Source organism: Undibacterium sp. SXout20W, from assembly GCF_049340285.1.
In the GTDB taxonomy this organism is placed as follows: Bacteria; Pseudomonadota; Gammaproteobacteria; order Burkholderiales; family Burkholderiaceae_D; genus Undibacterium.
Genome location: NZ_JBMPPH010000004.1, coordinates 185386 through 207975 on the forward strand (window position 1 = coordinate 185386; position 22590 = coordinate 207975).

At 47.0% G+C, this 22590-nt stretch carries 21 protein-coding genes; 18 read left to right on the forward strand and 3 right to left on the reverse strand.

The window, feature by feature from the left end; all coding sequences use genetic code 11:
* Nucleotides 1-84 precede the first annotated feature (84 nt).
* Nucleotides 85-939 (forward strand): ABC transporter ATP-binding protein, encoded by an 855-nt coding sequence (locus ACO0K1_RS04290; RefSeq protein WP_423023041.1) that lies wholly within the window; start codon nucleotides 85-87, stop codon nucleotides 937-939.
* Nucleotides 939-1877, forward strand: coding sequence for an ABC transporter permease subunit (locus ACO0K1_RS04295; RefSeq protein ID WP_423023043.1), 939 nt, complete (start codon nucleotides 939-941; stop codon nucleotides 1875-1877). The genes ACO0K1_RS04290 and ACO0K1_RS04295 overlap by 1 nt, the downstream gene beginning before the upstream one ends.
* A 105-nt stretch (nucleotides 1878-1982) precedes the next feature.
* On the opposite strand, the gene ACO0K1_RS04300 is transcribed toward ACO0K1_RS04295, so the two are convergent.
* From ACO0K1_RS04300 to xseA, 3 genes are all read right to left on the reverse strand, one after another.
* A complete protein-coding gene (locus ACO0K1_RS04300; protein WP_423023045.1) occupies nucleotides 1983-2858 on the reverse strand; it encodes a DMT family transporter in 876 nt (291 codons plus the stop codon).
* Nucleotides 2859-3026: 168 nt separating this feature from the next.
* Complete coding sequence (gene sodB / locus ACO0K1_RS04305) at nucleotides 3027-3605, reverse strand: superoxide dismutase [Fe] (RefSeq protein ID WP_423023047.1); 579 nt, start codon at nucleotides 3603-3605, stop codon at nucleotides 3027-3029.
* A gap of 282 nt (nucleotides 3606-3887) precedes the next feature.
* Complete coding sequence (xseA, locus tag ACO0K1_RS04310) at nucleotides 3888-5249, reverse strand: exodeoxyribonuclease VII large subunit (protein WP_423023049.1); 1362 nt, start codon at nucleotides 5247-5249, stop codon at nucleotides 3888-3890.
* A gap of 1155 nt (nucleotides 5250-6404) precedes the next feature.
* Here xseA and ACO0K1_RS04315 point away from each other — a divergent pair.
* The 16 genes from ACO0K1_RS04315 to tnpA all read left to right on the forward strand — a co-directional run.
* The gene (locus tag ACO0K1_RS04315; protein ID WP_423023051.1) at nucleotides 6405-7010 is read left to right on the forward strand and encodes a MotA/TolQ/ExbB proton channel family protein; all 606 of its coding nucleotides are present in this window, start codon (nucleotides 6405-6407) and stop codon (nucleotides 7008-7010) included.
* A gap of 2 nt (nucleotides 7011-7012) precedes the next feature.
* The gene (locus tag ACO0K1_RS04320; RefSeq protein ID WP_423023053.1) at nucleotides 7013-7462 is read left to right on the forward strand and encodes an ExbD/TolR family protein; all 450 of its coding nucleotides are present in this window, start codon (nucleotides 7013-7015) and stop codon (nucleotides 7460-7462) included.
* Nucleotides 7463-7667: 205 nt separating this feature from the next.
* Nucleotides 7668-8747, forward strand: a complete 1080-nt coding sequence (lpxK, locus tag ACO0K1_RS04325; protein ID WP_423023055.1) for a tetraacyldisaccharide 4'-kinase — start codon at nucleotides 7668-7670, stop codon at nucleotides 8745-8747.
* On the forward strand, nucleotides 8728-8913 hold the full coding sequence (locus ACO0K1_RS04330) for a Trm112 family protein (RefSeq protein WP_423023057.1): 186 nt from the start codon (nucleotides 8728-8730) through the stop codon (nucleotides 8911-8913). Before lpxK ends, ACO0K1_RS04330 begins: the two co-directional genes overlap by 20 nt.
* 23 nt (nucleotides 8914-8936) lie before the next feature.
* Nucleotides 8937-9707, forward strand: a complete 771-nt coding sequence (kdsB, locus tag ACO0K1_RS04335) for a 3-deoxy-manno-octulosonate cytidylyltransferase (RefSeq protein ID WP_423023059.1) — start codon at nucleotides 8937-8939, stop codon at nucleotides 9705-9707.
* Between the two features lie 226 nt (nucleotides 9708-9933).
* Nucleotides 9934-10590: an adenylate kinase gene (adk, locus tag ACO0K1_RS04340; protein WP_423023061.1), complete on the forward strand. Its 657-nt coding sequence runs from the start codon at nucleotides 9934-9936 to the stop codon at nucleotides 10588-10590.
* 221 nt (nucleotides 10591-10811) lie between these two features.
* Nucleotides 10812-13004, forward strand: coding sequence for a sodium-translocating pyrophosphatase (locus ACO0K1_RS04345; protein WP_423023063.1), 2193 nt, complete (start codon nucleotides 10812-10814; stop codon nucleotides 13002-13004).
* A gap of 366 nt (nucleotides 13005-13370) precedes the next feature.
* A complete protein-coding gene (locus tag ACO0K1_RS04350) occupies nucleotides 13371-14129 on the forward strand; it encodes a 3-hydroxyacyl-CoA dehydrogenase (RefSeq protein ID WP_423023065.1) in 759 nt (252 codons plus the stop codon).
* Nucleotides 14130-14311: 182 nt separating this feature from the next.
* Nucleotides 14312-15514, forward strand: a complete 1203-nt coding sequence (locus tag ACO0K1_RS04355; RefSeq protein ID WP_423023067.1) for a patatin-like phospholipase family protein — start codon at nucleotides 14312-14314, stop codon at nucleotides 15512-15514.
* Between the two features lie 89 nt (nucleotides 15515-15603).
* The gene (locus ACO0K1_RS04360) at nucleotides 15604-16011 is read left to right on the forward strand and encodes a ribonuclease (RefSeq protein ID WP_423023069.1); all 408 of its coding nucleotides are present in this window, start codon (nucleotides 15604-15606) and stop codon (nucleotides 16009-16011) included.
* 26 nt (nucleotides 16012-16037) lie between these two features.
* On the forward strand, nucleotides 16038-16433 hold the full coding sequence (locus ACO0K1_RS04365; RefSeq protein WP_423023091.1) for a barstar family protein: 396 nt from the start codon (nucleotides 16038-16040) through the stop codon (nucleotides 16431-16433).
* A gap of 336 nt (nucleotides 16434-16769) precedes the next feature.
* Entirely contained in the window at nucleotides 16770-17375 is a 606-nt protein-coding gene (purN, locus tag ACO0K1_RS04370) for a phosphoribosylglycinamide formyltransferase (protein WP_423023071.1), read from the forward strand.
* Nucleotides 17376-17553: 178 nt separating this feature from the next.
* Entirely contained in the window at nucleotides 17554-18810 is a 1257-nt protein-coding gene (locus ACO0K1_RS04375) for an RsmB/NOP family class I SAM-dependent RNA methyltransferase (protein ID WP_423023073.1), read from the forward strand.
* Between the two features lie 57 nt (nucleotides 18811-18867).
* Nucleotides 18868-20178 (forward strand): mechanosensitive ion channel family protein, encoded by a 1311-nt coding sequence (locus tag ACO0K1_RS04380; RefSeq protein ID WP_423023075.1) that lies wholly within the window; start codon nucleotides 18868-18870, stop codon nucleotides 20176-20178.
* Nucleotides 20179-20308: 130 nt separating this feature from the next.
* Nucleotides 20309-21511, forward strand: a complete 1203-nt coding sequence (locus ACO0K1_RS04385; RefSeq protein WP_423023077.1) for a DesA family fatty acid desaturase — start codon at nucleotides 20309-20311, stop codon at nucleotides 21509-21511.
* 798 nt (nucleotides 21512-22309) lie between these two features.
* A partial coding sequence (gene tnpA / locus ACO0K1_RS04390) for an IS66 family insertion sequence element accessory protein TnpA (protein WP_423023079.1) occupies nucleotides 22310-22590 on the forward strand: 281 nt, incomplete at its 3' end.

Below are 22590 nucleotides of genomic sequence, written 5' to 3' on the forward strand. Positions count from 1 at the left end.
AGAAAATACATCAGAAAATACATCAGAAAATACATCAGAAAATACTTCAGAAAATGCATCCACAAACCGACAAGGAGAATAATAATGAACGCGGTAGTTTCAGCAAAACAACTACGTAAAACCTATGGCAAACAACTTGCGGTAGACGGGATTAGTTTTGATATCCCGGTAGGACGTATCGTCGGCTTAATCGGTCCAAACGGCTCCGGCAAAACCACGACTTTAAAAGCGATTTTAGGACTGACGTCGTATGAAGGTGAACTTAGCGTGCTGGGTTTTAATCCTTATACGCAACGTGACGCCTTAATGGAAGAAATATGTTTTATCGCTGATGTGGCGATCCTGCCCTCCTGGCTCAAAGTGAAAGATGCCGTCGATTTTGTCGAGGGTGTACATCCAAAATTTAATCGCGAAAAAGCACTGCGCTATCTGAGTAAAACCAAACTAACGCCCGACATGAAAGTGAAGTCGATGTCCAAAGGGATGGTGGTGCAATTACACCTGGCGTTGGTGATGGCGATAGATGCCAAATTGTTAGTGCTCGATGAACCCACATTGGGACTAGATATTTTGTATCGAAAACAGTTCTATCAGGACCTGTTGGAAGACTATTTTGATCAAGATAAAACCATCATCATCACCACGCATCAGGTTGAAGAAGTTGAGCATATTTTGACTGATCTGCTGTTTATCCAGGACGGCAAAATCAGCTTAACCGCGAGTATGGAAGAGGTAGAGCAGCGCTTCATTGAAGTCGCGGTGAGCCCGATGCATGTCGAGCAAGCGTTAGCCTTACATCCCATCGATCAAAAGGTGATGTTTGGCAAAAACGTGATGCTATTTGATGGCGTCAATGCCGACTTATTGCAGCCGTTGGGCGATCTGCGTCGACCTAGTGTCGCAGACTTGTTTGTCGCTACCATGAAGGGAACAAAATAATGAAAAATATCACGACGTTAAAGTGGCTCCTGAAGCGCGAAATTTGGGAAAATAAAGTGTTGTTGATATGGTCTAATTTGGTATTGGCCGCTGCAATTTTATTCTTTACGGTTCCGGGAATATTTTGGTTGAGTGAATCCTTAAAAAAAACGGATGGGCCACATGACTTGCAAATAAACGAGTTTGCAACCCAGGTGAGTCACTATTTCACATCAGGCTTGATTTTATTTTCTATTCTGTTGGTCCTTACGATGTACTCCTACGCAACAGCAGCATTCATTGATGAAAGAAAGGATCGTAGTATTTTATTCTGGAAATCCTTACCGATTTCGGATGAATTGACTGTCTTGTCCAAAGTACTTGTTGCACTGATTTTGTTTCCAGTCATGTCGCTGGTCACAATGACGATTACAACGCTCACTGCAATGTTTGTGCTGTGCGTCGCCTATGCGATGCATGGAATAAGTTTGTTCTCTGTGGTTTTTAGCGTAGACAATGTTTGGATGCAAATAGGCCTGACACTGAAATCATTCCCTGTCTATATTACGTGGGCATTGCCAGCAATCAGCTGGATGATATTTGTATCGTCGTTAGTAAAAAGCCGCGCTGGTATGTGGGCGATCCTCATACCGATTGGGCTTTTCGCGATTACCGCATTTATCAATGATATCGTTGGCGCCGCCTTTGTTAAGAACTTTGCTTACGCTGTCTTGTTTCGCGGGATTGTTAGCATCGTCCCGGATTCGTGGAGCTACCATTATTATCTTGAAGAGTATAGTCAAACACTGTCATTCCCAGAGGCAATGCAACATGTCGCACTCAAAGTAGACTTGGCTTCCTGGAAAATTTTTGCTACGGCAGATTTATGGCTAGGTGTTATTGCGGGCGTTGCGATGTTGTTGCTGGCTGTCAGAGTTCGTCGTTCACGTGGTGATTAACGAGTCAAGTTTGGACGAGACGTAGTGCTGGCACTCATGTCTCGTCCGAACATTAAAAAAATTTCCCAAAATATTGCCAAAAGAATGTAAAAAATCCCGAGAAAATTATGATCTCGATGGTCTTACCACCAAGGCGACCCCGGCCAATGCGATTGCCATCCCTACCACGGTCATTGAGGTCAATTGCTCGCCAAACATTGTCCATGCCATCACCGCAGTGACAGCCGGAACCAGATACATATAGCTGGTGACTTTCGTTGCTTCGCCATGTCGTATCAGCATATACAAAACGGAAATGCCGACGCCGGACAAGATAAAAATGGACCATGCCATTGCAATAAAAAAGTGTGGAGTCCACAAAATAGTTTGCGTTTCTAACATTAATGCAAATGGCATCGTGACTAATAACGATGCACCGAATTGAATCACTTGCCCGGTACGCACATCAAACGACGGGCAGGTTTTTTTCTGATAAATCGTGCCAGTGGTCATTCCCAACAATGCCATAGTCGCCAGTGACACGCTAGTCAACGACAAATGCACCACCGATATTTTGTTAGCAACCACCAGACCCACACCGGCGATACCCAATGCCAGCCCCATCCACTGTTTGCCGCGGATACGTTCCCCGATCAGAGGTCCCATAATTGCAGTCAGGATTGGCTGTGTATTGGCGATCAGCGCCGCCACGCCTGCGGGCATACCAAGTTTGACGGCGCACCAGATCCCACCCAAATACACGGCTTGCATCAGCACGCCAGCAATCGCAATCGGCAACCAATCTTTACGCGCTGGCCATGGTGCTCGCATGACCAATGCCAGGGTCAGCATCAGTGCAACCACGCCCACATAGCGCATCGTCAGAAAAGTGAGTGGTTCAGCGTAGGGCAGGCCGTATTTGGCGACAACATATCCTGAAGCCCAAATGAAGATGAAGACCGCTGGTAATGATCGGTGGAGCAAAGAACTTGAGGTTGGCATACTAAAAAAAGTCTCACTAATATTTTTTTGAAAATGAACGTTCAATCGACGTCTTTGTTCATGTTCGCATAAAACCACAGTACGATAGATGAAAAAAAACCTGCGATGCAGAGGCATACGCAGGTTTTTTTTCATGCATTCCGGCGCTGATGCCGGCATTGCGCAGAATTACGCCAGGTTTGCTGCCGCGAAATCCCAGTTAATCAATGCCCAGAAATTTTCCAGGTATTTTGGACGGGCATTGCGGTAGTCGATGTAGTAAGCATGTTCCCACAGATCGCAAGTGATCAATGCAGTGTCTGCTGTTGTCAGTGGTGTCGCTGCGTTCGATGTATTGACGATGTCGAGTGAACCGTCTGCTTTTTTGACCAACCATGTCCAGGAAGAACCGAAGTTGCCGATTGCAGATTTTGTGAACGCTTCTTTGAAGGCGTCGAAGGAACCCCATTTTGCATCAATTGCGGCAGCCAAAGCCCCCGTTGGCGCACCGCCACCGTTTGGTTTCAGGCTATTCCAGTAAAAAGTGTGGTTCCAGATCTGAGCGGCGTTATTGAAAATGCCAGCAGAAGATTTTTTAACGATGTCTTCTAACGATGCATTTTCAAATTCTGTACCTTTGATCAGGTTGTTCAGATTGGTGACGTAAGTCTGGTGATGCTTACCGTAGTGGTATTCCAGTGTCTCTTGAGAAATATGTGGCGCCAAAGCGTCCAATGCATAGGGCAATGCCGGTAGGGTATGTTCCATAGTGCGTCCTTTAGTTGTCTTCAGAGGTGACCGTTGCTGTAACGGCAAAAAATTTACGGTAATTCGGTGCTGCAAAAGGGACATTGTAAGCGTTTGCGCAAAAGCTTGCAGCTCTGTCTCAAGAATTTCAAAAAATCCCGGGGGCCATGTTGTGAGAGTCGAGTCGGTCAGCGCCAAATTGATCAGATTCGGTATCTGATTCCAGGTCGGAGTCTTCTGATTCCAGGTCGGAGTCTGAGTCGGCGTCTAAGTCAGCGTCTAAGTCAGCGTCTAAGTCAGCGTCTAAGTCAGCGTCTGCTGAACGCTGGCGATGCCAATGTCGGCGCTGCCTTGCGCAAGTCTCACCTTTAGTAATGCATTGGCTTGTAATTCGGACGTCGAGCGCAATGCCCGGCCATGCTTGTCACTCACAATAGCGTAACCGCGCTCCAGGGTGCGTTGAGGATTCAGAAGCTCGAGCTGTGTTTGCAGCGCATCCAGACGCTGGCGCTGCTGCTGCAAGCCTTGTTGTTGACTCTGATTCAGACGTCGCTGCCAATCATTGAGCCGCAGTCGTGGTGTTGTTGTGTCTGGGCGTAGTGTATGTAAGCGTTGCTGTAGCTGTTGTAACTGGTGGCGGGCACGCTGCAAGGGGAGCTCGCTGGCCTGTCGTAAATTTTTGGCACTTTGTTGCAAGTGCACGCGTTTTGCCGTGATAGCCGCTTTAGGGCTCAGTAAACGACGCGATATCCAATCAATGGTTTGATTATGATTTGCCAGTTGCCTGTGCATACTGCGTTGCAATTTGTCTTGCTGGCGTTGAAGTTGAGCCAGCCAATCTTGTTGCGGCGTAACAGCCAGCTCTGCCGCTGCAGTGGGTGTTGCTGCACGCAAATCTGCCGCAAAATCTGCGATGGTAAAGTCGGTCTCGTGGCCTATCCCGGCAATCACAGGAATTGGACTGTGGGCAATCGTGCGGGCTACGATTTCTTCATTGAATGCCCATAGATCTTCGATGCTGCCGCCACCGCGACAAACCAATAGCACGTCACATTCTGCGCGCGCTTCTGCAGTTGCAATGGCTTGGGCAATCTTAGCGCCGGCACCGTCGCCTTGCACGGGGGTGGGGTACAAAATGACGGCGACATGCGGTGCACGGCGGCGCAATGTCGTCAAAATATCGCGCAATGCCGCGGCTTGCGGACTGGTGACGATACCGATTGTTCTGGGAAATGTCGGTAAGCGGCGCTTGCGTTCCTGATCGAACAAACCCTCGTGTGTGAGTTGCGCTTTTAAACGTAAAAAAGCTTCGTATAAATTCCCCACACCCGCCCGCCGTATCGCTTCGACGCTGAGTTGATAGTCGCCCCGCGGTGCGTACAGGGTGACGAGTGCCCGAACTTCGACTTTATCGCCTTCTCTTGGTTGAAAGTCGGCATATTGCGCGCGGCCCCGGAACATGACGGCGCGGACTTGGGCGGCACTGTCTTTGAGCGTGAAATACCAATGTCCAGACGCGGCGCGGGTGAAATTGGATATTTCTCCGGAAATCCAGGTCAGCGGTATATTTCTCTCCAATAATTGAGCCACGGCGCTATTGAGCGCCGAGACTGTCATGACAGAGGGCGTGGATATTGAGGTTGGTGAACGAAAGTCAGTATTCATCGGGTAAAAAAGCCAAAAAGCTGTCCACAGAAGCGTGAAATGGTCATCAGAATGTCATCGTCAGCAGCATAAGTCAAAAGAAATGCAAATTCATCATATAAGTCATTGATTTTCATTGTTTTTTTATCTGCAAATAACTTTAGCAATATGAAAACTTCCTTACAAATCAAGGACTTTCTTACTTTGCATGCCTGTTGTGCACAAACTTATCCACAGAAAAAGTGCATAAGCAGTGGATATCTTCAGGGAGTCGCAGAAAAATTAGAATTGATTAAATAATATGCAGTCATTGAATGTTGTTTAAAATCAATAGCTTAGCAACTTGTAATGGCTTTCTGCACAATGTTATCCACAAATATTGTGCAAAAAAAGACGGATTTCCACAAAAAATTGATCAAAACCTCCGCAACCTCATAGGATGGACTTTTTAATCCCTATGCTTAAATTTTGAGCTGCATTAAATAACTCATATAAATCATATACTTAATCAAATCTCCTCAGCTTTTTCACAAGCTTGTCCACATTATTTGTGCAAAAGACCGCGGCATTTGAATTTTGCCCTGACACCACACCCGTAAAAATTATAAATTTATTAATTAAATGCTATTTTCAGCCCAATATGTTGCTTTTGCTCAAAAAATGGGCGGCCATAATTTATTCATATAAATCAATTAATTAAATCAATTGTTGATGCTTCTACACAACGTTATCCACAAAATTTGTGAAGAACAAATCGACTTATCCAAGTCGACTGATTTTTCTTCTTTTTAACTTGCAAATTCGTCCCAAAAGCCGTTTTGCTTAAATATTTTGCATAGATATAAACTGTTTTAAAATCAGTTACTTATACTTATTTACGTCGCTTGTGCACAAGCTTATCCACACAAAGTGTGCAGAACGGGCAGAAAAATACAGAGTTTTTCATGGCTTTATTCAGATAATAAACCTGCTTAATTCTTGAGCGTTACATGAAAAATGTTTAAATTCAATAACTTAAGTATCTTTGCGCAAGTTATCCACAAGCTTGCGCACAGTTTTTGTGTAAAACGTGCAGTTTTCCATTGTGGAAAGATAATGCTACAAAGTACACTTGCCCGACCGACCGCAACACGCTACATTGCGGGGTTAGAATTCTGAACCTTCAAGGAGTAACCTTTGTTCGCCATCATTCAAGCCGCCGGTTGGCCTATTTATTTGTTATTGATCGCTTCTGTGATTGCCTTAACGTTAATCATCGAACGCAGTCTTTCTCTGCAAAGAAGCAAAATTTTGCCACCTACACTATTGGATGAAGTGATTCGTGTGTACCAGAGCGGAAAAGTCAGACCAGAAGTGATCGATCAATTGGCGGGTAATTCGCCGTTGGGTAAGGTATTGGCTGCTGGCTTGCGCAATGTCAGTGCGCCACGCGATGTTATGAAGGAGTCCATCGAAGAAGCCGGCGGTGCAGTTGCACACGAATTAGAACGCTTCTTGACGACGCTGGGCACCATTGCCTCACTGGCACCATTGATGGGCTTGTTTGGTACAGTCGTTGGGATGATCGAGATTTTCGGTTCTCAAACGGCGACTGGCGCTAACCCAGCCCAATTGGCGCACGGAATTTCTGTAGCCTTGTATAACACTGGTTTTGGGCTGTTAATTGCGATGCCGTCGCTGGTGGCTTATCGCCATTTCCGTGCGTTGGTTGATAGCTTGGTGGTCGATATGGAACAACAGGCGGTAAAATTCGTTGATGTTGTGCATAGCGCCAGGAAGTAACCATGAACTTTCGCAAAGGAAAGGGCAGGGAAGAGCCTGAAATCAACCTGATTCCATTCATTGACGTGTTGTTGGTGATTCTGATTTTTTTGATGGTAACGACGACGTATAGCCGTTTTACTGAATTGCAAATCACCTTGCCTACAGCGGATGCCGACAAAGCGCAAGACGTTAAACCAAGTCAGATCAATATCGGCATTGATGCACAAGGGCGCTACAAAATTAATGATGAGGCGGTGTCATTTCTTGATACAGCGACCCTGGCTGACGACTTGAAACGTGCCGCCGCGGCATTGGAGCAAGGTAAGGCCGGTGCGGCGCCGGAACCTATCGTCATTATTAACGCGGATCGCGCAACCACGCACCAGTCTGTGATCGATGTGCTGGAAGCCGCCCGGATCGCCGGTCTGGCAAAAGTGACTTTTGCGGCACAGGCGTCGCGCCCGAAATAGCGTTGCCTGCATCCAATCAAAAGGCGCAATTTTGTGGGGCAAAATATGTCAATCTCAACTGCCCCTCAATTCCCTGAAGTAAAGTGATTTTGGGGGAGTATCTGATTTTTCAGTGCTACCCGCCTTTATTTATCAAGGTAAAATAAGTTTTGATAATGGTACTGGCAGGGAGTATTTTTTTTACCTGTTTTTTGTGGACATGTGCATGCAAGCAAGTCGTGGAACCGCCTTAACGTCATCGATAAGGTCGTGGATACAGTCGTGGTTATTACGAACATGGCAAAAACGTGGCGTAGTGGCTTGCGTTTTATGGCCATTGTCGAAAGTGTTTCAGTTAATCGTTTCATTTCGCTTCGGCTTATTTGTCCTCGGCTACAAACCGCAAACGAAAGTTGACGTGCCTGTCATCGTAGTAGGCAATATCTTTGTCGGTGGTACTGGCAAAACCCCTCTGGTGATTTGGCTGGTGCAGCAATTGCAAACAGCTGGATGGCATCCTGGCGTTATCTCCCGAGGTTACGGCGCGCATGCCGATAGCATCATGGTAGTGGATGCTGATTCGCAGGCGGTCGTCGTCGGTGACGAGCCACTGCTGATAGCCCAACATACCGGCGTACCCGTTGCGGTGGGGCGAGACCGGGTTGCCGTTGCCCGGAGTTTGTTAGCAAGTCAGCCAGTGATTGACGTGTTGATTGCAGACGATGGTTTGCAACATTACTTTCTTGCTCGTGACATTGAAATTATGCTTTTTGATGAACGCGGCGCAGGGAACGGCTGGGTACTTCCGGCAGGTCCGTTGCGAGAGCCCGTTCAGCGTCGACGTGATTTTACCGTGCTCAACGCATCAGCATCCGTTCCATTGGCTTCGGTTCCCGGCATCCCTGCCACAATTGTACGTATGCAACTTGAACCTCACTTTGCTTATCAATTGAGTGCGCCGTCATGCCGCCAGTCCTTGAATGACTTCAGCACAAAAAAATTGTGTGCAGCAGCTGGGATTGGTAACCCGCAAAGATTTTTTAATATGCTGCGGGCGGCAGGATTGGAACTCAATACTTTGGCTTTAGCCGACCATTTTCAGTTTGATTCGCGGACTTTTGTGAATATAGATGCTGATTGCATTCTGATCACCGAAAAGGATGCAGTAAAATGTCGACAAATTCCAGAATTGCAAAACGATGCGCGAATTTGGGTGGTGCCGGTTGTGGCGCAACTTGACAGCTCTTTTGCAACTGACCTTCTACACATGATTTCGGAGAAAAAGCATGGACGCTCGTCTGCTTGATGTTTTGGTCTGCCCTTCCTGCAAGGGCCCTTTGGTGTACAACAAGGCAGCGCAAGAATTGATCTGCTACGGCGATAAAATGGCCTTCCCGATTCGTGACGATATTCCGATTATGTGGGCAGAGCAGGCGCGCACATTGACCGCTGAAGAAGTTGACGCACGTTAATCAAAAAAAATCAGGAAACTTGCATGAGTTTTGTTGCCATTATTCCCGCCCGCCTCGCTTCTAGTCGTTTACCGAACAAACCTCTGGCTGATATTGCCGGAAAACCGATGGTCGTCCGCACTGCAGAACGCGCTTTGGCATCAGGTGCAAGTGCTATTATGGTAGCGACCGATCATGCGGATATTGTCGCTGCTTGTGAAGCACACGGAATTCCTGTCTGTCTGACACGCGCTGATCACCCATCTGGTACTGATCGCATTGCCGAAGTAGCAGCACGGATGAATCTGGCGGACGATGCGGTCGTCGTGAATGTGCAAGGTGATGAGCCGTTAATTGACCCGTGTCTGATCGCAGCCACCGCTGCGTTAGTAAGTGCCTCCGTCCCTATGGCCACCGCGGCCCATCCTATCCACGACGTGAAGGATGTGTTTAACCCGAATGTGGTCAAGGTTGTATTAGATCAACAGGCACGGGCTTTGTATTTTTCGAGAGCAACGATTCCTTGGCATAGAGATGGCTTTGCTGATGGTTTAGCAAAACCGCGTGAAACGCTTCCGGCAGGATATCGGCCATTACGTCACATCGGTTTGTATGCATATCGCAACGATTTTTTAAAAAAATATCCGTTGCTTGACGTTTCTCCTTTGGAACAAATCGAGGCATTGGAGCAATTGCGCGTGTTGTGGCATGGCTATTCTATTGCGGTGCACGTCACCAATGCCAGCCCTGCGCCTGGCGTTGATACAGCGGAAGATTTAGAAAAAGTCAGACAGTTTTTTACAAAAATAATCTAAAAAATTAAAGAACTTAGCCATGTTTTCGTGCCAAAGCATCAATAACGCAGAAAATTGTGGTAAGTTTCGTGAAAAGAAACTGTGCTATTACTTGTTACTCACCGCCAAAAGAAAAAATAAATACGTGGTGAAAAGTAGCAAAGTACAGAAAACAGCAGCAAAAATTCCGCACGAGCATGACTGCTCGTGCAAAAAATAAATTCAAACTCGTCTTAGGAAATTAAAAATGCGTCTTATTTTATTGGGAGCCCCAGGTGCCGGCAAAGGTACTCAAGCCAACTACATCAAAGAGAAATTTAATATTCCGCAAATCTCGACTGGCGATATGTTGCGTGCCGCTGTCAAAGCTGGTACGCCTCTGGGACTGGAAGCAAAAAAGGTCATGGATGCGGGTGGCTTAGTATCCGATGACATTATTATCGGTCTGGTCAAAGATCGTTTGAAACAAGACGATTGCGCTAATGGTTATTTATTTGATGGGTTTCCTCGTACGACACCGCAAGCAGATGCCATGAAGGATGCGGGCGTTCATATCGATTTTGTGTTGGAAATTGATGTACCTGATGAGGCAATTATCGATCGTATGAGTGGTCGCCGCGTGCATCCTGGTTCTGGTCGCACATATCACGTCAAATTTAACCCACCGAAAGCGGAAGGTAAAGACGATGTGACTGGTGAAGAATTGATCCAGCGTGATGATGATAAAGAAGAAACAGTCAAAAAGCGTTTGTCCGTATATCACGAACAAACTGAGGTGTTAGTCAGTTACTACGGTGATTGGGCGAAATCTGGTCAGCCAGGAGCGCCCAAATATCGCAAGATTGCCGGGGTCGGTCCAGTGGAAACCATACGCGACAGCGCATTTGCCGCGTTAGCTGAATAAAAAAAGCGGACAGATGTCCGCTTTTTTTTGTGTTGACACTCTTGATAGTCTGCCGAAAACAGATGGTGAATAAGGTTTGCAGTGCTTGTTTGTGCATTCTGTAAAGAATTTTTACAGGTTCGTAAGTAAGAAATGGTCTTGTTTTATCTAGTTTTATTGTGTGGTCATAAAGTCAGAATAGCTCATGAGGCGTTTTGACAATAACAACAGGAGGAGTCAACATGACAGCAAGTCTATGGTTTGTTATCGCATCAGGTATCATCGCCGTACTTTATGGATTGGTTTCACGTAGTTGGATTTTACGCCAGGATGCTGGCAATCCCCGCATGCAAGAAATTGCCGCTGCGATTCAACAAGGCGCTGCCGCCTATCTCGCCCGTCAATATCGCACTATTGCGATTGTTGGGGTTATCTTGTTCATTGCCATTGCCGCCATTCCAGGCTTAGGCCTTACAACTGCCTGCGGTTTTCTGATTGGCGCGGTACTTTCTGGTGCCTGCGGGTTTATTGGTATGAATGTTTCCGTCCGCGCCAATGTTCGTACTGCACAAGCGGCGACGAAAGGTATGAACGAAGCATTGGATGTCGCCTTTCGGGGTGGCGCGATCACGGGTATGTTGGTGGTCGGACTGGGACTTTTGGGCGTCACCATTTTTTACCTTTTCTTAACCATGTCGGCTGCGGCCGGCGTTGGTCAAACTCTATCGCAACATGATGTCCTTAAGCCACTGATAGGTTTGGCTTTTGGTGCATCGCTGATTTCGATTTTTGCGCGACTCGGTGGCGGTATCTTCACCAAAGGCGCCGACGTGGGTGCCGATCTGGTCGGTAAAGTGGAGGCCGGCATTCCTGAAGATGACCCGCGTAATCCCGCCGTGATTGCCGACAATGTGGGTGATAACGTCGGTGATTGTGCCGGTATGGCCGCTGACTTGTTTGAAACCTACGTTGTGACTTTGATCGCTACCATGCTGCTTGGTGCGCTCGTTGTGGCCAACGCCGTGACAGAAGCGATCGTCTATCCGTTGCTATTAGGTGCAGTGTCGATTCTTGCCTCGATCGTCGGATGTTCTGCAGTGAAAGCCAAGCCGAGTAAGAAAATCATGTCCGCTTTATATACTGGCTTATGGTGGGCGGCGGGCTTGTCATTGCTAGGTTTTGCTGTCGTTACCTGGCAAGTCTGGTCGGACGATGCGATGCGCATGAAAATGATGGGTTCCACCGTCGTCGGCATTGTGCTGACTGGTCTGATGGTCTACATCACTGAATACTATACAGGTACTGATTTCAAACCTGTACAGCATGTCGCACAGGCATCCACAACAGGGCACGGCACGAATATTATCGCTGGTCTTGGGGTCTCGATGAAATCAACCGCGTGGCCTGTGCTTGCCGTGTGTGCTGCTATTCTGGTGTCCTATTCTTTGGCCGGTTTGTATGGCATTGCGATTGCGGCGACAGCCATGCTGTCAATGGCAGGCATTATCGTCGCTTTAGATGCGTATGGCCCGATCACGGATAATGCAGGCGGGATCGCAGAAATGGCAGAAATGCCTGCGTCGGTTCGTGCTATCACTGATCCGTTGGACGCGGTTGGTAACACTACCAAAGCGGTCACAAAAGGTTATGCAATTGGATCTGCTGGTCTGGCAGCCTTAGTGTTGTTCGCCGACTACACGCATGCGCTTGATTCAGTAGGAAAGTCGACGTCGTTTGATTTATCGAATCCACAGGTGATTGTTGGATTGTTTATTGGCGGATTAATCCCTTATCTGTTTGGTGCGATGGCGATGGAAGCTGTGGGTCGCGCTGCCGGCGCAGTCGTGGTCGAGGTGCGACGCCAGTTCAAAGAAATTAAAGGCATTATGGATGGGACAGGTAAGCCAGAATACGATAAAGCGGTTGATATGCTCACGACATCCGCGATTAAAGAAATGATAATACCGTCCCTGTTACCTGTGATTGTGCCTATCTTAGTGGGATTGTTGTTGGGGCCAGCCGCGTTGGGTGGCTTGTTAATGGGAACCATCGTAACGGGCTTATTTGTCGCTATCTCGATGACTACTGGCGGCGGTGCCTGGGATAATGCCAAAAAGTACATTGAAGATGGGCATTATGGTGGTAAAGGTTCCGAGGCACATAAAGCCGCCGTTACTGGCGACACCGTGGGTGATCCATACAAAGATACGGCTGGTCCTGCAGTCAATCCCTTAATTAAAATCATCAATATTGTCGCGTTATTGCTTGTTCCTTTATTACCTGCAACTGGCAGCACGTTGTTAGGTGCTCATTTTGGCACGCCACAAGTTGCATCAACGACGACCGTTACTGTACCAAGTGTGGAAAAAAGTCCATCCTTGACTGCAATGGTGTCAGAAAAAAGCGAATTACTCGCGGTGCCTGTTAGCAAATAGGGACAAAGCTTATCGTCATCCAAATTGACTATATGTAATTTGACCATATGTAATTTGACCATATGTAATTTGACTTTTTGCAATGTGAACTAAATGAACTAAATGAACTAAATGAACGAAATGAAGTATGTGAAGTAAAAAAAAGATGGCAAACTCGTTGAGTGCCATCTTTTTTATTTCCACGATAAAAATTAGATGCAATAATATGCAAATGGCATTTACGTTTACGTAAACGTCAATGTGGCAACCTCAGCCACTCGTATATTTTTATACGGCGACGCTAAGGTAAACTCTAATTTGCCCAGGGCGGCGTGAGATTTGATCAAAGCCCTTTGAATTTATTAACACAACGGAAAGAGACTGAACATGCAAATCCAGAATGGCGTATTTATTATCACTGGCGGTGCCTCCGGCCTTGGCGCGGCAACCGCAAAAATGATCGTTGCCAACGGCGGTAAAGTCGTATTGGCAGACGTGCAGGTTGAAGCAGGTGAGAAACTGGCGGCCGAATTAGGCGGCAAATTTGTAAAATGTGATGTAACTTCGGAAACCGACGGCAAAGCGGTGGTTGATGCCGCATTGGCGTTGGGCACTCTGCGCGGTCTGGTGAACTGCGCCGGCGTTGCACCTGCCATCAAGACTGTCGGTAAAGACGGTCCGCACCCACTCGACGTGTTCCAGCGCGTGGTGAATATCAACCTGATCGGCACGTTCAATATGTGCCGCCTTGCAGCAGACGCGATGGGCAAAATGGACGCGACAGACCAAGGTGAGCGCGGTGTGATTATCAACACTGCTTCGGTTGCCGCCTACGATGGCCAAATTGGCCAGGTAGCCTATGCATCCTCCAAAGCGGCGGTGGTTGGTTTGACCTTGCCGATGGCGCGTGACTTGTCGCGTAGCGGTATCCGCGTCATGACAATTGCGCCAGGTATTTTTGAAACACCGATGCTGTTGGGCATGCCGCAAGAAGTGCAGGATGCTTTGGGTAAAATGGTTCCATTCCCGCCACGTCTTGGTAAGCCAGAAGAATACGCGCATTTGTCAAAAACGATCATCGAAAATGTCATGATGAACGGTGAAACAATCCGTCTTGATGGCGCTATTCGCATGCAACCAAAATAAGAGCGGGCTTGAATCACTGTTACTGAAATGCTGTGACTGAAATGATGGGACTGAGTTGCCGTGATTAGACTGTTGTTTTTGGCAAGCAGTTTTGATGCTGGTTGGCAATGCAGCATGACAATTTGGTAGCAGGCTAATACACTAGGGCAAATCTCGATTTGCCCTTTTTTATTTGGAGTCGAATGAGTCACAACGCAACAACAGGATTAATTTTGACCGGTGGTGGCGCGCGCGCAGCCTATCAAGTTGGTGTCCTTGCAGAAATCGCTAAGATATTAGTTGAGGCATCCTGGAATCCAGCCACCAATCCGTTTGGTATTATCTGTGGTACCTCAGCCGGCGCCATCAATGCGACAGCACTCGCTTGTCGTGCCGATCATTTTGGCGAATCCATCTCCAATATTCTCAGCATCTGGGAGAACTTTGAAGCAGCGCAGGTGTATCGGGCTGATTCCTTGGGTGTCATTCGTAGTGGTGCGCGGTGGCTCTCGCTATGGTCATTTGGCTGGTTACTCAATAAATGGCGCAAGTCTCCACCTAACTCCTTGCTCGACAATTCTCCGCTCGAAGATTTGTTGAATCGGATGGTCGATTTTCAACGTCTCGATGCCTCGCTTCAAAACGGTAGTCTTCACGCTTTAGCTGTGACTGCGTCGTCGTACACCGCTGGTCAGCATCTGACTTTTTATCAAACACTCGCTGACGTACAACCGTGGGTGAGAAGTCAACGCCTGGCGCAAAGAGATTTTATTGCCGTCTCGCATTTAATGGCTTCCTCTGCCATTCCTTTCATTTTTCCAGCGGTACCGTTAAATTGGGGCGGGCAACTCGAATACTGTGGTGATGGATCCATGCGCCAGTTAGCGCCCATTTCGCCCGCAATTCACTTGGGGGCGACAAAAATACTTATCGTTGGTGCCGGTCGTTTAGCGGAGCCACCAGCGGTACGGACGGAGGTGGCGCGGTATCCTAGTCTTGCGCAGATTGCCGGACATGCATTATCCAGTATTTTTTTGGACAGTCTCGCGGTAGACATTGAGCGTCTCCAGCGCATCAATAAAACCTTATCAATGCTACCGCAAGAATTACTTGAAAAAACGCCGCTAAGACCTCTGGACTTGTTAGTGATTGCACCGTCGGAACGCTTGGATGATATTGCGAACAGGCATACGCATAGTTTGCCATTGCCTGTGCGTACGATGCTAGGTGGCATCGGTGCGACCGAGGCGCGTGGTTCAGCGCTTGCGTCCTATTTACTGTTTGAATCCAGTTATACGAGAGAATTAATTGCCCTGGGACGTGACGATACCAGGGCACGCCAGCAGGACGTCTTGACGTTTTTTGGTGCTGCCACAACGCCGGAAAATGCTAACAATGCCGCTTGATGCACTCAACCAATGAAGATAACTAATACTGAAAGATGAAACTCTCTCCTAAAATTGCTAATATGATCTTTTCGCGGATGTGACCATTTATGTTAACTATTCGTTCTAGTGATCCCTGTGCCCGTCCTGGCGCAAAGCGCCATTGGTATCAGGCATTCTTGGCCTTGCTGTTGTCAATTTTTGTTTCATTGGCATTTGCTAAAGAGAATAATGATTACCTGTGGGTCTCTGATCTGCCTAAAGAGGCACAAACTACTTTTATGCTGATTAAACAAGGTGGCCCTTTCCCTTATGCCAAAGACGGTATCGTTTTTGGTAATTATGAATCGAGACTGCCGCGACAAAGACGGGGTTACTATCACGAGTACACGGTTCCGACGCCTGGCGCCAGAAACCGCGGTGTTCGCAGGATCATCGCCGGAGGAAATCCGAGCAGTTCAGGTGAATATTATTACACCGATGACCATTACGAGACCTTTCGTCGTATCAGAGAATAGTGATGACTTCTATTGCTGAGGAAAAAATGGAATTACTTTCAGGTACCGCCCCCAATGAAGTGCAGTCTATCCGTGCGTTTCATATTCCAGATTTGCAGGCTGAAGCAATCAGCGCAGGACAGCATTTTTTATATGCTTTCTGTCTTGAGGCAGAATCCCGGCTACAAGTGATAGGTAAAATCGCAAGCTCATTTGGCTTCCCAAAGTCTTGCCGTAATCTCGATGCCTTGTCAGATTGTCTGACTGACATGATAGACAATGCAGGTTCACAATCCGGTTTTGTGATTGTCTTGGAGCAATTACCGAATACACCTAAATTCGACAAAGAGGCGCGTGAAACTTTGTTGGACGTATTTCGGGATGCTGCGGATTATTGGGCTGCGAAAAAGGTCGCATTCAGAGTTTTTTATTCTTGTGAATAATCGGGACTCTCGGAAAACAGTAGTGTCCCTTGCTTCCTAATGAGACTTGCGACGGATGTAAACTGTGGCCAGTAGCAAGTTTCACTACTGCGTGGGTTGTGCCGGTCTTTCAAAAAATGGGCGCAATCTGTCAAATCCGTGCATAAGCAAATCCAGCGAGAGTTGCGCCCGCTGATCGAATCACGCAATTTTTGGCTTTTATGTTAAGTTCTGAACCTCAGTACTGCGTCGTTTTAAGCTTGTTTCAATACTCTATACCATTGTTTTTATTGAAATAAATCACCCGTTTAGCATTTTTATTTGGGGCTTAAGGCCGGACAGCGGTACAATGCCGCCATGAAAAAGATTGTTATCCTCATTTCTGGTCGTGGTAGCAATATGCAAGCCGTGGTTGAAGCTTGTGTAAACCAAAAATGGCCAGCTCAGATAGCCGCCGTAATCAGCAATAAAACAGATGCCAGTGGTTTAGAATATGCTGCAAGCAAGGGCATACCAACCGCGGTCGTGGTCAGTAAAGAGTTTTCTCAGCGTGAGGCATTTGATGCCGCACTTCAGCAGAAAATTGATGAGTTTTCGCCCGATATCGTTGTTTTAGCCGGATTTATGCGGATACTCACGCCTGCATTTGTGAATCATTATGCAGGGCGTATGTTAAACATTCACCCTTCATTGCTGCCAAGTTTTGTTGGCTTGGCAACGCATAGCCAGGCGTTGGAAGCGGGTGTGAAATTACATGGGGCGACTGTGCATTTTGTAACAGCAGAGCTAGATCATGGGCCGATTGTCGCCCAGGCAGCCGTGCCAGTTTACAACGATGACACTGAAAACAGTCTGGCTCAGCGCGTGCTTGCGCAGGAACACATCATTTATCCACGAGCTGTACGTCAGTTTGTGGAAGGCAAGATCAGTATCGTTGGCAACATCGTCAGAATTAGCGAATAAACCAGACTGACGCAGACGGCGTCAGTAGGTTGTTATGGCACCACTTCTGGTAAATCGATGTGCTATGGCGTCAAACAATTTGTCTGACTTTTACGAAATGATTGCAATGTTGTGTCAGTCTTGCGAAGATCAAAAACAGGGTCAGGCTTTGACCCATTCAGTATTTTAAGGAAACACCATGAGATTACCTCCCGCCATCATTGGCCATGCAGAAGAAGTCCTGCGTGACATTTTACGTTTTACCGGCCCGGCCGATGGAACCTTATCACGCTATTTCCGTGAACATCCACGCCTCGGCTCACGTGAGCGCGGCGTCATCGCAGAGGCGATTTATGGCTTGTTGCGCAATAAATCTGTCTACACCAGTTTCTCCGAATCCGGCACCGGTTCGCCAATGCGTCGTTTGACCTTGTTAGGTCTGGCCGATGCAGTTGGCGTCGATTCTCTTGGTGGTTTAACCGAAGAAGAAACGGCTTGGTTAGAACGCGTGATGCAAATTGACCGTACTCATTTACCTGTCACGATGAAGGCAAATGTACCTGCGTGGATCTGGGAAAAATTAAACACCCGTTTTGGTGAAGAACAGGCGCTCGCTCTAACCCTGGCATTAAACACGCCAGCCCCGCTGGACTTGCGCGTGAATGCCATTAAGGGTAACCGTGAAGATGTGATCGCTTCACTGGCGCAAGCACCTATTCTTGCCGAACCAACACCGTATTCTACGAGTGGTTTGCGCGTCATCAAAAAGCCATCAATTCAGAATTTACCTTTATTTAAAGATGGCACGATCGAAGTTCAGGACGAGGGCAGTCAATTGCTGGCGCAGTTGGTTGGTGCACGTCGTGGTGAAATGGTGGCAGACTTTTGCGCTGGTGCAGGTGGTAAAACCTTGGCATTAGGTGCTTTGATGCGCAATACCGGACGTTTGTATGCGTTTGATATTTCGGAAAAACGTCTGGCAAAATTAAAGCCGCGTCTGGCACGCAGCGGTTTGTCGAATGTTCATCCTGTTGTGATTGCCCATGAAAAGGACGCCAAGGTCAAACGTCTTGCAGCGAAGTTGGATCGGGTTTTGGTGGACGCGCCTTGTAGCGGACTTGGCACTTTGCGGCGTAATCCCGATGTAAAATGGCGTCAAACGCCTGAAGGTGTTGCTGAATTGAATGTCAAACAGGCATCAATTTTGGCCAGCGCTTCACGCATGGTTAAGCCTGGTGGCCGCTTAGTATATGCAACTTGCAGTATTCTCGATGAAGAGAATGAAGATATCGTCAATGCATTCTTAGCAGAGCACGCCGACTTTACGCTGGTTCCTGCTTCGAAAGTATTAGCGGAACAAAAAGTCGATTTGGAAATGGGTGACTTCCTGAAGCTCTACCCGCATCTGCATCAGACTGACGGTTTCTTTGCTGCCATTTTGGAACGTAATAAATAATCTATCGCTCTGAATTCCCTCTGATGGTTTGGAGGGAAGCATCATCCTGATCAAACTATGAGTACTCAAAATTTTACCGCGCTTCTTTCCGATCTGGCAGATGACTTCCGTGAACCGCAATTTTTATGGCAGGTCGGAACTGTCGTCGTCTGCTTTATATTGGCATGGCAAATCGCGCGCGTATTAAGGCGCTCATTTTCAAAAGGCGAACCTACTCATGGTGTGATGCATATCGGTGTAGAAAGTTTTTCACGTGTGCTTTCCCCCGCCTTGAATATGATTTTTCTGATGATCGGCGAGGGGATTTTAGGACATTGGCAACATACCCATTTACTGACATTGTTGTTTCCTATCATCGGTTCACTTGCGATTATCCGGTTTGTTTTTTACATCATTCGAAAAACTTTTGCGAAAGATGGCCGTGTAGGCAGTTTTTTAGCCATTTTTGAAAAATTATTCGCGGGGCTAGTGTGGGTCGGTGTTGTATTGCATTTCACCGGACTGTGGCCTGACTTGTTGGCCGCACTCGATGATGTTGTGTTGCCGATAGGTAAAAATAAAATTTCATTGCTGAACATTTTGCAGGCAAGCATTTCCGTCGTCCTGACGATTGTGATTGCTTTGTGGGCGAGTGCGGCCTTGGAAGCACGTTTGATGTTGCTGCCGAACATGCATTCGTCATTAAAAGTGGTCTTTTCGCGAGTTGGCCGCGCCTTATTGATATTGATCGCCATTTTGGTGAGCTTGACGATTGTTGGTATTGATTTAACAGTGTTGTCTGTATTCGGTGGCGCGCTAGGGGTTGGTCTTGGGTTTGGTTTGCAAAAAATTACTAGCAGTTATGTGTCGGGTTTCATTATTTTGTTAGATCGCAGTATGTCGATTGGCGACATGATTACGGTAGATAAATTCAATGGCAGAGTGACACAGATTAATACTCGTTACACGGTACTGCAGGGTTTTGATGGCGCTGAGTCTGTGATTCCTAATGAAATGTTAGTGTCGAGCCCAGTGCAAAATTTCTCCCTGACTAATCGTAGTGTCGTAGTCACCACGGATCTGATCGTCTCTTATCAAACAGATTTGGCCAAAATATTGCCGTTATTGGTCGAGGCAACTGCCAAGGTCGAGCGCATCGCACAAGACCCGCCACCAGCCGCTTACTTAATGAAATTTGGTTCCGACGGTTTAGAGTTGCGCGTAGGATTTTGGATACTTGATCCAGAAAATGGCCGCACCAGTGTGTTGTCTAATGTTAATCTTGCTCTGTGGCAGGTGATTCAGGATCACCAAATCAATTTACCTTATCCACAACGCGTCGTAACATTGGCATCCCCGGTCAATGGGATTACCCCTCCAGTCTGCTAAGGTATGCATATAAATTGGTGCGATTACTCTAAAAGCGCGTACAATGCGGTCGCGTAGAAATTAAATTTGGCTAGAGTAACTTTTCGATATAAGCTACGAAGCATAGGTTAACAACGGAGTACATGTCATTTTGAGTACATTTATTGATACAGTCGTCGATTTTCTATCCAACGGATTGACTCGTGCAACGGGATGGGAAGTCTTTATTTTCACGATGATGGTAACACACATCACGATCGCAAGTGTGACGATCTTTTTGCATCGTTGCCAGGCGCACCGTGCGCTTGATTTACATGCTATTCCAAGCCATTTTTTCCGCTTCTGGTTGTGGCTGACGACTGGCCAAGTCACGAAAGAATGGGCAGCGGTACACCGCAAACATCATGCTAAATGCGAAACCGAAGAAGATCCGCACAGCCCACAAACACGTGGGATAAAAAAGGTCTTATTCGAAGGCGCAGAGTTATATCGTACTGAATCCAAGAATATGGAAACGATCCAAAAATACGGTCACGGCACGCCAGATGATTGGATGGAACGTAACTTATATACCCGCTTTAGCTGGCAGGGCGTGGCTTTGATGCTGGTTATCGATTTCTTGTTGTTTGGTGTGATCGGTGTCACTGTGTGGGCCGTGCAAATGATGTGGATTCCGGTGACTGCTGCGGGGATTATTAACGGTATTGGACATTACTGGGGTTATCGCAATTACGATTGCGTTGATGCCTCAACGAACATTTTCCCTATCGGTATCCTGATTGGTGGCGAAGAGTTACATAACAATCACCACACATTTGGTACTTCTGCAAAATTGTCGTCCAAATGGTATGAATTTGATATCGGCTGGATGTATATTCGTTGCATGGAAATGGTTGGTTGGGCAAAAGTAAAAAAAGTAGCGCCAGAACCAAAGTTTGCCGAATTGAAATCAGTCATTGACATGGACACCTTGCAAGCGGTGATTACACATCGTTATGATGTGATGGCAAAGTACACAAAATCCTTGCGTCGTACCTGGCGCGATGAAGTTGCGTCATTGCGTGAAAAAGCAGAATTCGAAGCAGCACGCTTAAAACAGGCCAAAAAATTATTGCAACGTGAGCCGACCAAATTGCAGGCGCCTCAAAAGCAACAGCTATCAGAAGTGTTAGCACATAGCGCAGCACTCAAAACAATGCACGAGATGCGTGTAGAGTTGGGCTTGATTTGGGAACGTTCTACAGTAAGTCGTGAACAATTGGTACAGCAGCTGCAGGATTGGTGTACCCGTGCTGAAGCATCGGGCATTCAAACCTTGCATGATTTCTCTCGTCGCTTACGCACTTACGCTTAATCATGGCAAGTTAGCTTCAAATGAAAAGACACCTGCGTGGTGCCTTTTTTCTTTTGGCCTGACTTATAGGTATCACCGTAAAAAAGTCGGTGGGTGCAACCCGCACGGCCTTATATGGAATTCGACACCCAGGCTTGCGCTTCCTGCAGTAAATTCAATACGAATCTGAACAATCGATAGGCCACCGCGTCTATATTGCTATATTTGCTATATTTGCCAGAATGACTGAGAGTTGGGAAATATAATTTTAATTTACCGCGCTGTGTCAGCAAAACACAACTACCAGCAGTCGGCAGAAGCTGTGTCGAAACGCACGTCTGGTAAGAGTTCCGCATCGGCCTTCTGAATGTACGTCGAGTTCTGTTTGCTGTCGGTACTTAGCCTACAGATTGTTATGAACTCAATGGATTTGATAAATGGTGTTGTTCTTGAGGATTTTTTTCGGATTGCGGTAACTCAAATGAGGCCGATCTAATACTAGCTCGCTTGGTTGATTCGCTATTAGAATTTACTCCGCATGTATTTAGTAGTCCAAAGCAGTATTGGGACATCCCGGAATTATTTGAATTTACATTTAAGCTAAATCCTACAACTCAAAAAAATTTACGGAAATAATTTCCATTTGTAATGCTGGCTGGCTATATTGGGGACATGGAAATGATAGTTCGGCTGTCTGGAATACCGTCAGACAGATAAAAGGGGCTGAAGCTGCGGATAATTGTAAGCGTCCGACGCAACCATCTAGCAATGATGAAATGAACGCGCCACACTCCTTCGTTTCAAAGTTAAGGAGAAGGCATGAGCCACGACCCAATACAAATATCGCTATGGAATCAACGCCTGCAGGATTGTGTGGCGAGCGGGATCTCCGTGCGTGCCTATTGTCGACGTGAGTCGATTGCCAGTTCGACGTTTTACGCATGGCGTAAATATTTTTCTGATAAGACAATCCCTCCTGCAATTGCGCCACGCACAACGCAAGAACCGGTTTGCGCGAACCTCGCCATTGCCGAGAAGAAGGCGATCCCAGTCAAACCAATCACGATGGTGCCAGTGGCAATGACTACCGCGCGCTGTGA

Excerpts from the sequence above, each read along its gene's own strand:
- ACO0K1_RS04295 (WP_423023043.1), top strand. The coding sequence starts at position 939 with ATGAAAAATATCACGACGTTAAAGTGGCTCCTGAAGCGCGAAATTTGG.
- sodB (WP_423023047.1), bottom strand. The coding sequence starts at position 3,605 with ATGGAACATACCCTACCGGCATTGCCCTATGCATTGGACGCTTTGGCG.
- ACO0K1_RS04290 (WP_423023041.1), top strand. The coding sequence starts at position 85 with ATGAACGCGGTAGTTTCAGCAAAACAACTACGTAAAACCTATGGCAAA.
- ACO0K1_RS04345 (WP_423023063.1), top strand. The coding sequence starts at position 10,812 with ATGACAGCAAGTCTATGGTTTGTTATCGCATCAGGTATCATCGCCGTA.
- kdsB (WP_423023059.1), top strand. The coding sequence starts at position 8,937 with ATGAGTTTTGTTGCCATTATTCCCGCCCGCCTCGCTTCTAGTCGTTTA.
- ACO0K1_RS04375 (WP_423023073.1), top strand. The coding sequence starts at position 17,554 with ATGAGATTACCTCCCGCCATCATTGGCCATGCAGAAGAAGTCCTGCGT.
- purN (WP_423023071.1), top strand. The coding sequence starts at position 16,770 with ATGAAAAAGATTGTTATCCTCATTTCTGGTCGTGGTAGCAATATGCAA.
- ACO0K1_RS04360 (WP_423023069.1), top strand. The coding sequence starts at position 15,604 with ATGTTAACTATTCGTTCTAGTGATCCCTGTGCCCGTCCTGGCGCAAAG.
- ACO0K1_RS04380 (WP_423023075.1), top strand. The coding sequence starts at position 18,868 with ATGAGTACTCAAAATTTTACCGCGCTTCTTTCCGATCTGGCAGATGAC.
- ACO0K1_RS04350 (WP_423023065.1), top strand. The coding sequence starts at position 13,371 with ATGCAAATCCAGAATGGCGTATTTATTATCACTGGCGGTGCCTCCGGC.
- ACO0K1_RS04365 (WP_423023091.1), top strand. The coding sequence starts at position 16,038 with ATGGAATTACTTTCAGGTACCGCCCCCAATGAAGTGCAGTCTATCCGT.
- lpxK (WP_423023055.1), top strand. The coding sequence starts at position 7,668 with ATGCAAGCAAGTCGTGGAACCGCCTTAACGTCATCGATAAGGTCGTGG.
- xseA (WP_423023049.1), bottom strand. The coding sequence starts at position 5,249 with ATGAATACTGACTTTCGTTCACCAACCTCAATATCCACGCCCTCTGTC.
- ACO0K1_RS04355 (WP_423023067.1), top strand. The coding sequence starts at position 14,312 with ATGAGTCACAACGCAACAACAGGATTAATTTTGACCGGTGGTGGCGCG.
- ACO0K1_RS04300 (WP_423023045.1), bottom strand. The coding sequence starts at position 2,858 with ATGCCAACCTCAAGTTCTTTGCTCCACCGATCATTACCAGCGGTCTTC.
- ACO0K1_RS04320 (WP_423023053.1), top strand. The coding sequence starts at position 7,013 with ATGAACTTTCGCAAAGGAAAGGGCAGGGAAGAGCCTGAAATCAACCTG.
- adk (WP_423023061.1), top strand. The coding sequence starts at position 9,934 with ATGCGTCTTATTTTATTGGGAGCCCCAGGTGCCGGCAAAGGTACTCAA.
- ACO0K1_RS04330 (WP_423023057.1), top strand. The coding sequence starts at position 8,728 with ATGGACGCTCGTCTGCTTGATGTTTTGGTCTGCCCTTCCTGCAAGGGC.